This is a genomic window from Streptomyces sp. NPDC041940 (assembly GCF_055589465.1).
In genome coordinates, this window is record NZ_JBVJBP010000022.1 from 147,666 (window position 1) to 163,249 (window position 15,584).

At 69.5% G+C, this 15,584-nt stretch carries 10 protein-coding genes; 6 read left to right on the forward strand and 4 right to left on the reverse strand.

Annotation, left to right across the window (positions count from 1 at the left end):
- Nucleotides 1-63: 63 nt before the first annotated feature.
- The 4 genes from ACZ6I3_RS30950 to metH all read right to left on the reverse strand — a co-directional run bounded on the left by ACZ6I3_RS30950 (nucleotide 64) and on the right by metH (nucleotide 8,112).
- Nucleotides 64-1,647: an ABC transporter substrate-binding protein gene (locus tag ACZ6I3_RS30950; RefSeq protein ID WP_469419073.1), complete on the reverse strand. Its 1,584-nt coding sequence runs from the start codon at nucleotides 1,645-1,647 to the stop codon at nucleotides 64-66.
- 108 nt (nucleotides 1,648-1,755) lie between these two features.
- Entirely contained in the window at nucleotides 1,756-3,360 is a 1,605-nt protein-coding gene (locus tag ACZ6I3_RS30955; protein ID WP_469419075.1) for an ABC transporter substrate-binding protein, read from the reverse strand.
- A gap of 408 nt (nucleotides 3,361-3,768) precedes the next feature.
- On the reverse strand, nucleotides 3,769-4,470 hold the full coding sequence (locus ACZ6I3_RS30960) for an HAD family hydrolase (RefSeq protein WP_469419077.1): 702 nt from the start codon (nucleotides 4,468-4,470) through the stop codon (nucleotides 3,769-3,771).
- Nucleotides 4,471-4,596: 126 nt separating this feature from the next.
- Entirely contained in the window at nucleotides 4,597-8,112 is a 3,516-nt protein-coding gene (gene metH / locus ACZ6I3_RS30965; RefSeq protein ID WP_469419079.1) for a methionine synthase, read from the reverse strand.
- A 305-nt stretch (nucleotides 8,113-8,417) separates the two neighbouring features.
- Between metH and ACZ6I3_RS30970 the strand changes: the two genes are divergently transcribed.
- The 6 genes from ACZ6I3_RS30970 (at nucleotide 8,418) to ACZ6I3_RS30995 (ending at nucleotide 15,465) form a co-directional block, all read left to right on the forward strand.
- On the forward strand, nucleotides 8,418-9,191 hold the full coding sequence (locus ACZ6I3_RS30970; RefSeq protein ID WP_399021134.1) for an IclR family transcriptional regulator: 774 nt from the start codon (nucleotides 8,418-8,420) through the stop codon (nucleotides 9,189-9,191).
- Between the two features lie 266 nt (nucleotides 9,192-9,457).
- Nucleotides 9,458-10,252 (forward strand): MIP/aquaporin family protein, encoded by a 795-nt coding sequence (locus ACZ6I3_RS30975; RefSeq protein ID WP_469419080.1) that lies wholly within the window; start codon nucleotides 9,458-9,460, stop codon nucleotides 10,250-10,252.
- A 76-nt stretch (nucleotides 10,253-10,328) separates the two neighbouring features.
- Entirely contained in the window at nucleotides 10,329-11,867 is a 1,539-nt protein-coding gene (glpK, locus tag ACZ6I3_RS30980) for a glycerol kinase GlpK (protein ID WP_469419082.1), read from the forward strand.
- Between the two features lie 8 nt (nucleotides 11,868-11,875).
- The gene (locus ACZ6I3_RS30985) at nucleotides 11,876-13,492 is read left to right on the forward strand and encodes a glycerol-3-phosphate dehydrogenase/oxidase (RefSeq protein WP_469419084.1); all 1,617 of its coding nucleotides are present in this window, start codon (nucleotides 11,876-11,878) and stop codon (nucleotides 13,490-13,492) included.
- 121 nt (nucleotides 13,493-13,613) lie between these two features.
- Entirely contained in the window at nucleotides 13,614-14,285 is a 672-nt protein-coding gene (locus tag ACZ6I3_RS30990; protein ID WP_184597459.1) for a FadR/GntR family transcriptional regulator, read from the forward strand.
- Nucleotides 14,286-14,442: 157 nt separating this feature from the next.
- On the forward strand, nucleotides 14,443-15,465 hold the full coding sequence (locus tag ACZ6I3_RS30995; protein WP_469419085.1) for a PAC2 family protein: 1,023 nt from the start codon (nucleotides 14,443-14,445) through the stop codon (nucleotides 15,463-15,465).
- Nucleotides 15,466-15,584: the final 119 nt, after the last annotated feature.

A 15,584-nucleotide genomic window follows, 5' to 3' on the forward strand; every position in this document is an offset into this window, starting at 1 on the left:
AAGGGCGCCCCCCGCCGAGGCGGGGGGCGCCCTTCACGTGTGTGCGTCACGCGTCTGTCTGCGTCACGCGTCCTTGCTCAGCTCCCAGAAGCGGAACACGGTCGACGCGTCGAGGCAGTACTCCAGTCCGTAGACACCTTCGCGCGCGACGGCGTACTGCTTGGCCTGCCACACCGGCAGCACGGGGAGTTCGTCGGCGACGATGTCCTGCAGCTCCCCGAACTCCTTGTCGGTGGCGGCGCGGTTGGTCAGGGCCGCGGTGCTCGGGATCAGCGTGCCGGTGATGGTGTCGTTGTCGTAGTTGTTGCCCAGCACGTTGCCCTTGCCGAAGAAGGGGGCCGTGAAGTTGTCGGCGTCCGGGTAGTCGGGCACCCAGCCCTTCACGTAGACGCCGTACTTGCCGGCCGCGATGTCCTTCTCGTACTGGGCGAAGGAGACCGACTTGACGTCCGCGTCGAACAGGCCGCTGGCGTTGAGCTGGCCGGCGATGGCCGTCAACTCCTGGTCGGTGGCGGGGCCGTAGCGGGACGGCGTCGACCAGAGGGTCAGCTTCACCTTGCCGGTGATGCCGTCGGCACGCAGCGCGTCGGCCGCCTTGGACCGGGAGGGGCGGGCGCCGTAGGTGTCGAAGAAGGCCGTGTTGTGGCCCGCGACACCGGCCGGGATGATCGAGTACAGCGGGGTCGCGGTGCCCTGGTAGACGTCCCTGATGAGGGCTTCGCGGTCGAGCAGGTGGGCGATGGCCTTGCGTACGCCGAGCTTCCCTGCGACGGGGTCGTCCATGTTGAACACCAGGTGCTGGACCTCGGCGCTGCTGCCCTCGACGACCTCGGTGCCGGTGCCGTCGTCGGCCTTCTCCATGTCGGCGATGTCGCCCGCGGTGAGACCGCGGTAGGCGATGTCGACTTCCTCGTTCTGGATGGCCTGCTTCAGCGCGGTCTGGTCGCCGTCGAAGAACTTCAGCGTCACGCCGGTGTTGCTCACCTTGGCGGTGCCCTTGTAGTTCTCGTTGACGGAGAAGACGGCCTGGCCGTCGTCGAACGAGTCGAGCTTGTAGGGGCCGGAGCCGACGGCCTCGCCGTCCTTGCGCAGCTTGCCCGCGTCGTACTCGTCGTGGTTGACGATGGAGCCGGCGCCGGAGGCGATCTTGCTGGGGAAGGTGGCGTCGGACGTGTTGAGGTGGAAAATGACCGTCGTCTCGTCCGGGGTCTCCACCTCGTCCAGCGTGGGGAACATGATCGCGGGCCCGTCGGGGTCGTTGATCTTCAGCATCCGCTCGAAGGAGAACTTGACGTCCTCCGAGGTGAGGTCGTCACCGTTGCTGAACTTGAGGCCGTCCTTCAGCGTGCACCGGTAGACCGAGCTTTGCGTGTCGGTGAAGGCGCAGCTCTCGGCGGCCTCGGGCTGCGGTTCCGTCGCGCCCTTGGGGAAGCTGAGCAGCGACTGGAAGACGTTGTTGAACAACAGCCAGGAGCCGGGGTCGTAGCCGGAGGCCGGGTCGGTGGCCAGGACGTCGTCGGACATCCCCACCACCACGTTGGAGCCTTCCCCCGCGGAGTCCCCGCTCTCCGTGCCGCAGCCGGTCAGCAGGCCGGAGGCGAGCCCCGCCACGATCGGCAGGACCGGCCACTGGTTGCGTATGTTCACGTGTGTGCCTTGTCGTCGGTTCTCGAGAACACCCGGAGCATGTCCCTGGCTCCGGGGCACGGCTCCCCGGGGGCCGCGGTCACAGGCCCCGGGGTTCCAGCGGGTACGTCAGCCGCTCACGCCCCGGCCGAGCTCCCACAACTGGAGCGTCGACGCGGAGTTGAGCGCGTAGGCGGTACCCGTGATGTCGTCGCGCGCGGCGACGTACTGCTTGCCCTGCCACAGCGGCAGCACCGGCACGTCGGAGGCGACGATGTCCTGAATGTCCGTCAGGCTGGTGGAGGCGGACAACCGGTCCGCCTCGCGGCGGGACTCCGGGATCAGGGTGTTGCGGATCTGGCTGTTGTCATAGGGCGAGCCAAGGGTGTTGTCCCTGTCGAGGAACGGCGCGAGGAAGTTGTCGGCGTCCGGGAAGTCGGGGAACCAGCCCATGCCGTAGACGTCGTACTCACCCTTCTTCTCGGCCGGGCGGAAGGTGTCCCACGGCGTTCCCTTGATAGCTACGTCGAACAGGCCGCTGGAGTTCAGCTGGTCGCGCAGGACCTCGAACTCCTTCTTGGTGGCCGGACCGTAGTGGTCGGTCGTGTAGTGCAGCGTCAGCTTCACCGGGCTGGTGATGTTCGCCTGGTTCAGCAGGGAGCGGGCCTTGGTGACGTTCGCGTCGCCGTACTTGTTGAAGAACGAGTTGGAGTGGCCCGTGACGCTGGCCGGGACCAGCGAGTACAGCGGCTCGGCCTGGGAGCCGTAGACCTTGGACACCAGCTCGCTGCGGTTGACGACCTGGGCCATCGCCTGCCGTACGGCCTTGGACTCGACGCTCGGGGCGTCGGTGTTGAAGCCCAGGTAGCGGATCTCCAGGCCGGGCATCTCGACGAGGTCGACGCCGGTGTCCGCGTCGCCCGAGAGCTTGCGGATCTGGTCCGGCGACATGGCGCGGGTCATCAGGTCGATGTCGCCCTTGTCGAGCGCCTCGCCCATGTCGTCGGCGTCCTTGAAGGACACCATGTCGATCTTGTCGTTGTTCACCTTCAGGTTCCCCTTGTAGTCGGGGTTCCGGGTGAACTCGGCCCTGACCAGTTCGTCGTTCTCGACGTCGGCCTTGAGGGTGTACGGGCCGGAGCCTTCGAGGTCGAAGCCGTCGCGCAGCCTGTTCTTCGGGTAGTCGTCGGGGTCGACGATTCCGGCGACCGGGGTCGACAGCTTGTACGGGAAGGTGGCGTCGGCGGTCTTCAGGTGGAAGACGATGTCGCGTTCGCCCTGCGCCTCGACGGTGTCGATGGTGGACAGCAGCGCGAACACGCCGCTGTCGGCCTTGAGGGAGCGGGCGCGGTCGATGGAGTACTTCACGTCGGACGCGGTGACGGGGTCGCCGTTCGCGAACTTCAGGCCGTCGCGCAGGGTGCAGGCGTAGCGCTCGTTGCCGGTGTCGGTGAAGCCGCACCTCTCGGCCGCCTCCGGTACCGGCTCGCCCTCGCCGCGCGGCTGGATCATCAGGGTCTGCACGGTCTGGCGCAGGATGTTCCAGGTGCCGACGTCGTAGGCGTACGCCGGGTCGAGGGGTGCGGGGGCGTCCTTCGAGGCGGTGAACCGGTCGGTGGTGCCGACGACGATCGCGCCGCCGTCGCCGCTCCCGCTGTCGGACCCGCCGCAGGCGGCGAGCACCGGCGCGAGCAGGCCGATCACGGCCGGCAGCACCAAAGTCTTGCGGTTCATGCTCGAGTTTCTCCAGAGCTGTCGACTCCGTGTACCCGGCATGCAGGGGTGGCGCAGCGGATCACGGGGGTGGGGCGATGTTCTCGCAACGAGATTAGTCCGGCCCGGCAGGAAGGTTCGCAGCGACCGGAGTTGAGCCCTCATCACGCTGCGGAACCGGGCGTGGACACACCGAAAACCCGATGGCGGAAGCTTTGGTACAGCGTTCCACCAATCAGGACACAAGGACACGTCAGCAGCCCTTCAACGCACACGCGGGAGCCACTGTCGACCCCTGGCCGCGTGGGGAACGTCACACTGCGAACGGGTTCCGGAGTACGGTAATTCGACCGTCCGGAGATCACCCGGAGAGGGCCGAATTCATCTGCGGAATTGCCGTCTTAACTCCGCTGCACGCTGGGTGAACGGCTAGCGCATTTCCGTCATCAGCCCGTGCAGAAATGTCAGGTCGACCTCTTCGAGGGAGGTGACGACCGTACGGCGGAGGGCCGGGGCGATGGGTGCCAGGGAAGGCACCGCCACGACCCGGCAGCCCGCGGCCTCGGCGGCGGCGACCCCGGTCGCGGTGTCCTCGATGACGGCGCACCGGGCCGGGTCCGCGCCGAGTCCGGCGGCCGCCGCCAGGTACGGGTCGGGGTGGGGCTTGGTGCGCGTCACCTCGTCACCGGCCACCGTCAGACGGAAGTGGTGCGCGCCCAGCGAGGTCAGCACCCGGTCGATGATGCGCCGGTGCGAGGCCGAGACCAGGGCCGTCGGGATCTCGTACTCGTACAGCTCGGCCAGCAGCCGGCCGGCGCCCGGCATCAGCGGCAGGGCACGGTCGATGCGGGCCTCGAAGCCGTCGTTGAGCAGCACGGTGAGCTCGTCGAGGGTGATGTCCGCGCCGGTGGCCTCGATCAGGAACCCCGCGCTGCGGGTCATGGGGCCGCCGACCACGACATGGCGCCAGGACTCGTCGAGCGTGTGGCCGAGGGAGGCGAAGACCTCCGCCTCGACGTCCCACCAGAAGCCCTCCGTGTCCACCAGAGTGCCGTCCATGTCGAGGAGCACCGCCTGCAGGGCGGAGCCCTCGGCCGTGCGGGTTCCGAGCGCGGGGACCGTACTGGTCATCCACGTACCTCCTTGAGGGACGTTCAGGCCGGTTCCCACGAGGGGAACCGGCCTGCGGTGGACCGACCAGTCTACGTCGTGCGCGCACGAAGCGCCTGTTTTTGCCCGAGTGCCCGGTGGGGCGGCTCAGCGGGCGTTGAAGTACTTCGCCTCCGGGTGGTGGATCACGATGGCGTCCGTGGACTGCTCGGGGTGCAGCTGGAACTCCTCGGACAGGTGGACGCCGATGCGCTCCGGCTGGAGCAGGTCGGCGATCTTGGCGCGGTCCTCCAGATTGGGGCAGGCGCCGTAGCCGAGGGAGAAGCGGGCGCCCCGGTACTTCAGCTCGAACATGCCCTGCATCTCGTCCGGGTCCTCGGCGGCGTAGCCGAGTTCGGACCGCACGCGCGCGTGCCAGTACTCGGCGAGCGCCTCGGCCAACTGCACGGACAGCCCGTGCAGTTCGAGGTAGTCGCGGTAGGCGTTGGCCTCGAACATCCGGGCGGTCTCCTCGCCGATGCGCGAGCCGACGGTGACGATCTGGAGGCCCACGACGTCCGTCTCGCCGGACTCCTCCGGGCGGAAGTAGTCGGCCAGGCACAGGCGACGGCCCCGGCGCTGGCGCGGGAAGGTGAAGCGGGTGCGCTCATTGCCCCGCTCGTCCAGGAGGATCAGGTCGTCGTCCTTGGAGACGCACGGGAAGTAGCCGTAGACGACGGCCGCCTCCAGCAGGTTCTCCGTCTGGAGCTTGTCCAGCAGCCCGCGCAGCCGGGGCCGGCCCTCGCTCTCGACGAGTTCCTCGTACGACGGGCCCTCGCCGCTGCGGACCTGCTTCAGGCCCCACTGGCCCTTGAACAGGGCGCCCTCGTCGAGCCAGCTCGCGTACTCCTTGAGCTGGATGCCCTTGATCACGCGCGTGCCCTGGAAGGGCGGCTCGGGGACGGGGTTGTCGGTGGCGACGTCGGAGCGGACGTGCCCCTCCTCGGGGCGCTCCTCGACCACGGCCTGGGCGGTGGCGCGAACGCGGCGCTGCTTCAGCTCGGGCAGCTTCGCTCCCGGCACGCCCCGCTTGACGCCGATCAGGGCGTCCATCAGGCGCAGGCCCTCGAAGGCGTCGCGGGCGTAGCGGACCTCGCCCTCGTAGATCTCGTGCAGATCCTGCTCGACGTAGGCCCGGGTGAGGGCGGCGCCGCCGAGGATGACCGGGAAGTTCGCCGCCAGTCCGCGCTGGTTCAGCTCCTCCAGGTTCTCCTTCATGATCACGGTGGACTTGACCAGGAGCCCGGACATGCCGATGACATCGGCCCGGTGCTCCTCGGCGGCGTCCAGGATCGCGGAGACCGGCTGCTTGATGCCGAGGTTGACGACGTTGTAGCCGTTGTTGGACAGGATGATGTCGACGAGGTTCTTGCCGATGTCGTGCACGTCGCCGCGGACGGTGGCCAGGACGATGGTGCCCTTGCCGTCGTCGTCGGACTTCTCCATGTGCGGTTCGAGGTGGGCCACCGCGGTCTTCATGACCTCGGCGGACTGGAGGACGAACGGCAGCTGCATCTGGCCGGAGCCGAACAACTCGCCGACGACCTTCATGCCGTCCAGCAGGGTCTCGTTGACGATGTCGAGGGCCGAGCGGTCCTGGAGGGCCTCGTCGAGGTCGGTTTCCAGGCCGTTCTTCTCGCCGTCGATGATGCGGCGCTTGAGGCGCTCGTCCAGCGGCAGGGCGGCCAGCTCCTCGGCCTTGCCGGCCTTGAGGGACTTGGCGGTGGCGCCCTCGAACAGGGCCATCAGCTTCTGGAGCGGGTCGTAGCCCTCGGCACGGCGGTCGTGGACGAGGTCGAGGGCCGTCTGGACCTCCTCCTCGCTGAAGCGGGCGATCGGGAGGATCTTCGACGCGTGCACGATCGCCGAGTCCAGGCCCGCCTTGACGCACTCGTCGAGGAAGACGGAGTTCAGCAGGATCCGGGCGGCCGGGTTGAGGCCGAAGGAGATGTTGGACAGGCCGAGGGTGGTCTGCACCTTCGGGTGGCGCCGCTTCAGCTCCCGGATGCCCTCGATGGTGGCGATGCCGTCCTTGCGGGACTCCTCCTGGCCGGTGCAGATGGTGAAGGTCAGGCAGTCGACGAGGATGTCCTCCTCGTGGATGCCCCAGTTCCCGGTCAGGTCGTCGATGAGCCGTTCGGCGATCTCGACCTTCTTCTCGGCGGTGCGGGCCTGGCCCTCCTCGTCGATGGTCAGCGCGATGAGGGCGGCGCCGTGCTCCTTGGCGAGCCGGGTGACCTTGGCGAAGCGGGACTCGGGGCCGTCGCCGTCCTCGTAGTTCACCGAGTTGATCACCGCGCGGCCGCCGAGCTTCTCCAGGCCGGCCTGGATGACGTCGATCTCGGTGGAGTCCAGCACGATCGGCAGGGTGGAGGCGGTGGCGAAGCGGCCGGCCAGTTCCTCCATGTCGGCGGCGCCGTCCCGGCCGACGTAGTCGACGCACAGGTCGAGCATGTGCGCGCCTTCGCGGATCTGTTCCCGGGCGATCTCCACGCAGTCGTCCCAGCGGGCCTCCAGCATGGCCTCGCGGAACTTCTTCGAGCCGTTGGCGTTGGTGCGCTCGCCGATGGCCAGGTAGGAGGTGTCCTGCCGGAACGGCACGCTCTGGTAGAGGGAGGCGGCACCCGGCTCGGGCTGCGGGCTGCGCTCGCCCGGGGTGACGTCCCGGACGCGCTCCACGAGCTGGCGCAGGTGCTCGGGGGTGGTGCCGCAGCAGCCGCCGACCAGGGACAGGCCGTAGTCCTGGACGAAGGTCTGCTGGGCGTCGGCCAGGCCCTCCGCGTCGAGCGGGAAGTGGGCGCCGTCCTTGGTCAGGATCGGCAGGCCGGCGTTGGGCATGCACAGCAGCGGGATGCGCGAGTGGCGCGTCAGATAGCGCAGGTGCTCGCTCATCTCGGCGGGGCCGGTGGAGCAGTTCAGGCCGATCATGTCGATGCCGAGGGGCTCCAGCGCGGTCAGCGCCGCGCCGATCTCGGAGCCGAGCAGCATGGTGCCGGTGGTCTCGAAGGCCATCGAGCACAGCAGGGGCACGTCGACGCCGGTGGCCTCCATGGCCCGGCGGGCGCCCAGGATGGACGCCTTCGTCTGGAGCAGGTCCTGCGTGGTCTCCACGAGCAGCGCGTCGGCGCCGCCGGCGAGCATGCCCTCGACGTTGGCCTGGTAGCCGTCGCGGATGGTGGCGTACGCGACGTGGCCGAGCGTGGGGAGCTTGGTGCCGGGTCCGACGGAGCCGAGCACCCAGCGCGGCCGGCCGTCCCGGGCCGCGTACTCGTCGGCCACCTCGCGGGCGATCCGGGTCCCCGCCTCGGACAGCTCGTGGACGCGGTCGGAGATCTCGTACTCCGCCGCGGCCGTGTGGTTGGCGCCGAAGGTGTTGGTCTCGACGCAGTCCACGCCCACCGCGAAGTACGCGTCGTGGACGGACCGGACGATGTCCGGCCGGGTCAGGTTCAGGATCTCGTTGCAGCCCTCGAGATTCTCGAAGTCCTCGAGCGTGGGGTCCTGGTCCTGGAGCATGGTGCCCATGGCTCCGTCGGCCACCACCACACGGGTGGCCAGGGCCTCTCTGAGGGCGGACACGCGGGTCCGGCTGTCTGCGGAAGGGGTCAGCGGCAACGAGGCCATGTAAAGGGCTCCCTCGGATGCGACGGCTGTCGGCTTTGCGGCTTCCCGGACATCCGGAGGGGCATCCGGGGAAGGGCGCACCGCGCCAGCGTAACCGGGAGTCGGCTTGGATGGGCAGCGCGTCCACGACGCGGACGCCGATGGCGGCGGGGCGGATGTCGGGCGTCCGATGAACCCTCTGTGCCGCAACAAATGGCGTCCGGCCATTAGCGAGAGGTCGGCAACGACCGGTAGTGTTCGACATTGCCGAACAAGGGCTGCGGCGCCGCTTGTCGGCGGTCGAAGGGGACGGAGGCAGTACGGCGATGGCACGGAACATCCAGTCGCTCGAACGGGCGGCCGCGATGCTGCGGCTGCTCGGGGGCGGCGAGCGACGGCTCGGCCTGTCGGACATCGCCTCGTCGCTGGGCCTGGCCAAAGGCACCGCCCACGGCATCCTGCGCACCCTCCAGCAGGAGGGTTTCGTGGAGCAGGACGACGCCTCCGGGCGCTACCAGCTGGGCGCGGAGCTGCTGCGCCTCGGCACCACCTACCTCGATGTGCACGAGCTGCGGGCGCGCGCCCTGGTGTGGGCCGACGACCTGGCCCGTTCCAGCGGCGAGAGCGTCTACCTGGGCGTCCTGCACCAGCAGGGCGTGCTGATCGTGCACCACGTCTTCCGGCCCGACGACAGCCGGCAGGTCCTGGAGATCGGGGCCATGCAGCCGCTGCACTCCACGGCCCTGGGCAAGGTGCTGTCCGCCTACGACCCGGTGGCGCACAGCGAGGCCCTGGAGAACGACCGCAAGGCGTTCACCGACCGGACGGTGTGCGACCCGGAGGACTTCGAGCACCTCCTCGACCTCACCCGCGCGCGTGGCTACGCGGCGGACGTCGAGGAGACCTGGGAGGGCGTCGCCTCCCTGGCCGCGCCGATCCACGACCGGCGGCGCATGCCCGTCGGCGCGGTCGGCATCACCGGCGCCGTGGAGCGCCTGTGCCGGTCCGACGAGGAGGGCGTGGTGCGACCGGAGCTGATCGCGGCCGTCCGGGACTGTGCCCGCGCGGTGTCGCGGGACCTGGGCGCCGGGCGGTTCTGACGGGACACAGCGGGACCGGGGCGTCGTACGGCGTTCCGGTCTTCGGCATGTCCGCGATCACGGGCGTCGGAGACCCACGGAACGGGCAGCGATCAGTAACGATCGTGTTTTCGACATCAGAGCCCTTGACGTGCTCGTAACCCCGAAGCAAGACTCCCGTCCATCGGTCGACATTGTCGAACAGCTACCGGCAATACGCGTTAGAGTGGGACAACGCCAGGCCGGTATCGAACTTCCCCCCTGGACGAAGGACAAAGGAGTCGCGGGTGTCCAGCTCCGACATCTTCATCGGCGAGACCATCGGTACCGCCATACTCATCCTCCTCGGCGGCGGAGTCTGCGCCGCCGTCACACTGAAGGCTTCCAAGGCCCGTAACGCCGGCTGGCTCGCCATCACCTTCGGGTGGGGCTTCGCGGTGCTCACGGCGGTCTACACCTCGGCGCCGCTGTCCGGCGCCCATCTGAACCCGGCCGTGACACTTGCCATCGCCATCAAGGACGGCGACTGGAAGAACGTCCCGGTCTACTGGGCCGGACAGGTGCTCGGCGCCATGATCGGCGCGGGCCTGGTCTGGATCGCCTACTACGGTCAGTTCCACGCCCACCTCACCGACCGCGAGATCGTCGGCGGTCCGGGTGCGCAGGACACCGCGGCCAAGGCCGTCGAGGCCCAGGAGCAGGGCGCCGGCCCCGTGCTGGGCGTCTTCTCCACCGGGCCCGAGGTCCGGGTCGCCTGGCAGAACCTGGCCACGGAGATCATCGGCACCGTCGTGCTGGTGCTCGCCGTGCTCACCCAGGGCCTGAACGACGAGGGCAACGGCCTGGGCACCCTGGGTGCCCTGATCACCGCGCTCGTGGTGGTCTCCATCGGTCTGTCCCTCGGCGGCCCGACGGGGTATGCGATCAACCCGGCCCGTGACCTCGGTCCGCGTATCGTGCACGCCCTGCTGCCGCTGCCCAACAAGGGCGGCTCCGACTGGGGCTACGCCTGGATCCCGGTGGCCGGTCCGCTCATCGGCGGGGCCATCGCCGCAGGCATCTACAACGTCGCATTCGCCTAGAGCGCGCTTCCTCGCGAAACTCTCAGCACGCGCCGTACGTAAAGCCCCATAAACACGGAACTTCCAGGAGCACACAGTGACCGACGCGCACACCGCCGGCCCCTTCATCGCCGCCATCGACCAGGGCACGACCTCCTCCCGCTGCATCGTCTTCGACCGGGACGGCCGGATCGTCTCCGTCGACCAGAAGGAGCACGAGCAGATCTTCCCGAAGCCGGGCTGGGTCGAGCACAACGCCACCGAGATCTGGACGAACGTCCAGGAGGTCGTCGCCGGGGCCATCGCGAAGGCCGGCATCACCCGCGACGACATCAAGGCCATCGGCATCACCAACCAGCGCGAGACGACCGTGCTGTGGGACAAGAACACCGGTGAGCCCGTCCACAACGCCATCGTCTGGCAGGACACCCGCACCGACGCCCTCTGCCGCGAGCTCGGCCGCAATGTCGGCCAGGACCGCTTCCGCCGCGAGACGGGCCTCCCTCTGGCCTCCTACTTCGCCGGCCCCAAGGCCCGCTGGCTGCTCGAGAACGTCGAGGGCCTCCAGGAGCGCGCCGAGGCGGGCGACATCCTCTTCGGCACCATGGACACCTGGGTCATCTGGAACCTGACCGGCGGTGTCGACGGCGGCAAGCACGTCACGGACGTCACCAACGCCTCCCGCACGATGCTCATGAACCTGCACACCATGCAGTGGGACGAGAAGATCTGCGAGTCCATCGGCGTGCCGACGCGGATCCTGCCCGAGATCCGCTCCTCCGCCGAGGTCTACGGCGAGATCACCGGCGGCAAGCTGGGCGACCTGCTCGGCGGCATCCCGGTCGCCTCCGCGCTCGGCGACCAGCAGGCGGCCCTGTTCGGCCAGACCTGTTTCGCCGAGGGCGAGACCAAGTCGACGTACGGCACCGGCACCTTCATGGTGATGAACACCGGTGACAAGATCATCAACTCGTACAGCGGCCTGCTGACCACCGTCGGCTACAAGATCGGTGAGCAGAAGACGGTCTACGCCCTGGAGGGCTCGATCGCCGTCACCGGCTCGCTGGTGCAGTGGATGCGGGACCAGATGGGCCTGATCTCCACCGCCGCCGAGATCGAGACCCTCGCCCTGTCGGTCGAGGACAACGGCGGCGCCTACTTCGTGCCGGCCTTCTCCGGCCTGTTCGCCCCGTACTGGCGCTCCGACGCCCGCGGTGTGATCGCCGGCCTGACCCGGTACGTCACCAAGGCGCACCTCGCGCGCGCCGTCCTGGAGGCCACCGCCTGGCAGACCCGGGAGATCGCCGACGCCATGACGAAGGACTCCGGCGTCGAGCTGACCGCCCTCAAGGTCGACGGCGGCATGACCAGCAACAACCTGCTGATGCAGACGCTCTCGGACTTCCTGGACGCCCCCGTGGTGCGCCCGATGGTCGCCGAGACCACCTGCCTCGGCGCCGCCTACGCCGCCGGCCTCGCCGTCGGCTTCTGGAACAGCACCGACGACCTGCGCGCCAACTGGCGCCGGGCCGCCGAGTGGACCCCCCGCATGGACGCGGAGCACCGCGACCGTGAGTACAAGAGCTGGCTCAAGGCCGTCGAGCGGACCATGGGCTGGCTCGAGGACGAGGAGTAAGAAACAGCATGACCACTCAGTCCACCCTGCAGTCCGTACCTGCCCTGGGGACGCGCCCGGCCTCCGGCTCGAACCCGAGCCGAGCCGAGACCAGGGAGCAGCTCGCCAAGGCGTCGTACGACCTTCTCGTGATCGGCGGCGGCATCCTGGGCATCTCCACCGCCTGGCACGCCGCGCAGTCCGGCCTCAGGGTGGCTCTGGTCGACGCCGGCGACTTCGCCGGTGCCACGTCCTCCGCCTCCTCCAAGCTGCTCCACGGCGGTCTGCGCTACCTGCAGACCGGCGCGGTGAAGCTGGTGGCGGAGAACCACTTCGAGCGCCGTGCGGTCTCCCGCCAGGTGGCCCCCCACCTGGCGAACCCGCTCACGTTCTACCTGCCCGTGTACAAGGGCGGGCCGCACGGCGCGGCGAAGCTCGGAGCGGGCGTCTTCGCCTACTCCGCGCTCTCCGCCTTCGGTGACGGCGTCGGACACCTGCTCTCCCCGGCCAAGGCCGCGCAGGACGTGCCGGAGCTGCGCACCGAGAACCTCAAGGCCGTGGCCGTGTACGGCGACGACCAGATGAACGACGCGCGCATGGCGCTGATGACGGTCCGCGGCGCCGTGGAGGCGGGCGCGGTCGTCCTCAACCACGCCGAGGTGACGGGCCTGCGCTTCACCCAGGGCCGCGTCACGGGCGCCGAGCTGAAGGACCGCCTGTCCGGCGACGAGTTCGGCGTCAGCGCCCGGCTGGTGCTGAACGCGACCGGCCCGTGGGTCGACCACCTGCGCAAGATGGAGGACGCGAACGCCGCGCCGTCCATCCGGCTGTCGAAGGGCGCCCACCTGGTCCTGAAGCGCACCTCCCCCTGGAAGGCCGCGCTCGCCACCCCGATCGACAAGTACCGCATCACCTTCGCCCTCCCCTGGGAGGACATGCTGCTCCTCGGCACCACCGACGAGGAGTTCGAGGGCGACCCGGCGGATGTCTCCGTCACCGAGAAGGACACGGCCCAGATACTCGACGAGGCCGCCTTCTCCGTCCGCGACCAGCAGCTGAGCCGCGACCTCATCACCTACTCCTTCGCGGGCCTGCGGGTGCTGCCGGGCGGCCCCGGAGACACCTCCAAGGCCAAGCGCGAGACGGTCGTGACCGAGGGCAAGGGCGGCATGCTGTCCGTCGCGGGCGGCAAGTGGACCACCTTCCGGCACATCGGCCGTACGATCATGCAGAAGCTGGAGTCACTGCCGGGCCACCCGCTGGGCGACGACTTCGAGCCGATCAGCTCGCTGCCGAAGAAGCTGCCGCTGCCCGGCATCGCCAACCCGCGCGCGGTCGCCCACCGGCTGCTCACCGACCGCCCGGCGCCCGGCCCCCGCATGGGAGCCGACACCGCCAAGCACCTGGCCACGCACTACGGCTCGCTGGCGTTCGACATCGCCCGCATGGCCAACGACAACCCGGAGCTCGCCGAGCGCGTGCACCCGGACGCCCCGGAGATCTGGGCGCAGGTCGCCTGGGCCCGGGACCACGAGTGGGCCGAGACGCAGGACGACGTGCTGCGCCGCCGGACGACGCTCACGATCCGCGGCCTGGCCACGGACGACGTCCGCGCCAAGGTCCAGGATCTGCTCGACAAGAAGTAGGCCGAATTCTCGACCCGTACCCGAGGGGGCGGCTCCACGCCGACGGAGCCGCCCCCTCCGCGTGTCCGTCCCCGCATAATGACGTGATACGTCGGAGGTCTTAAGCGACAGGAGGCCGGCCATGGCAGTCACCGACGAGGCGATCGAGAAAATCAAGGGAATGATCGTCTCCGGCGCGCTGCGCCCGGGCGACCGGCTGCCCAAGGAGAGCGAACTCGCCGCCGACCTCGGCCTGTCCCGCAACTCCCTGCGGGAGGCCGTCCGCGCGCTGTCCCTGATCCGCATCCTGGACGTCCGGCAGGGCGACGGCACCTATGTGACGAGTCTCGACCCGCAACTCCTGCTGGAGGCGATGAGCTTCGTCGTGGACTTCCACCGCGACGACACGGTCCTGGAGTTCCTCGCCGTACGCCGCATCCTGGAGCCGGCCGCGACGGCCATGGCGGCGCTGCGGATCAGCGAGCAGCAGCTGGACGCGCTCACGGCTCAGCTGGACAAGCTCGGCGACGCCCCGTCCGTGGAGGATCTCGTCGCCTGCGACCTGGAGTTCCACCGGGGCATCGTGCACAGCTCGGGCAACTCCGTGCTCTGCTCGCTGCTCGACGGTCTCTCGGGCCCCACCACCCGGGCGCGGATCTGGCGCGGCCTCACCCAGGAGGACGCCGTCGCCCGCACCCTGCGCGAGCACCGGGCGATCCTCGCGGCCCTGCGCGACCGGGACGCCGAGGCGGCGCGCTCGTGGGCGACCGTGCACATCGCGAGCGTGGAGCAGTGGCTGCGTTCCACGCTGTGACCGGAGCCTCACGGACAGCTCGGATGAATCCGGGGTGTTCAGGGGCGGATCACGGGGCAGTGATGGGGTCACTCCCCCTGCGAGGGGGCTGCGGGCGTCTCCCTGGCACGCCGTAAGGTTGGGATGTTCGCGAGGGTACGTCGGAAGGAGGCACTGGGTGATCGAGCTCGAGGGGGTTCCCGAGCTGGTCGACCCGGTCATGGTGGCCGCGTTCGAGGGCTGGAACGATGCCGGCGACGCCGCCTCCACCGCGGTCGCTCATATCGACAGGGAATGGAAGGGCGAGGTGTTCGCGGCGCTGGACGCCGAGGACTACTACGACTTCCAGGTGAACCGCCCCACGGTGTTCATGGAAGCGGGCGTTCGCAAGATCACCTGGCCGACGACACGGCTGTCGGTGGTCCGGGTCGGCGGGGACAAGCCCCGCGATCTCGTCCTCGTCCGGGGCATCGAACCGTCCATGCGGTGGCGCTCGTTCTGCAACGAACTGCTGGGCTTCGCACACGAACTGGGCGTGGAACTGGTGGTCGTCCTGGGCGCCCTGCTCGGTGACACCCCGCACACCCGTCCGGTTCCGATCAGCGGGACGACGTCCGACGCGGACCTGGCCCGCCGGATGGACCTGGAGGAGACCAAGTACGAGGGCCCCACGGGCATCGTGGGCGTCCTCCAGGAGGCGTGCACACACGCGGGCGTGCCCGCCGTCTCGCTGTGGGCGGCGGTGCCGCACTACGTCTCGCAGCCGCCGAACCCGAAGGCCACGCTGGCTCTCCTGAACCGCCTGGAGGACCTGATCGACGTGCGCATCCCGCTGGGCGAGCTGCCCGAGGACGCGCGCGCCTGGCAGGTGGGCGTGGACCAGCTGGCCGCCGAGGACAGCGAGGTCGCCGAGTACGTCCAGTCGCTGGAGGAGGCCCGGGACACCGCCGAGCTGCCGGAGGCCTCGGGCGAGGCCATCGCGCGCGAGTTCGAGCGCTATCTGAGACGCCGGGACGGCGGCGGACCGACCGCCTCCGGCGGGCACGCGACGGCGGACGGCAGCGACAGCACGTCGTATCTGCGGGACAGTCCCGGCGGCCGTACGCGACCGCCGAAGCCGCCCAGGCCGGGCACGGACGACGGGGAGTCGTCGGCCCAGCCCAAGCCGGGGACGGACGACGAGGAGTCGTCGGAGGACTGAGGCACGTAGGCACAGCAGAAGGGGGGGTTTCCTGCCGGGAGGCGCCCCCTCTTTCGGTTCTTGGGCGCGGCGCGAGCGCGAGGGGAGGGTCCCCCGCGCGGGAGAAGACACCGGGAGCT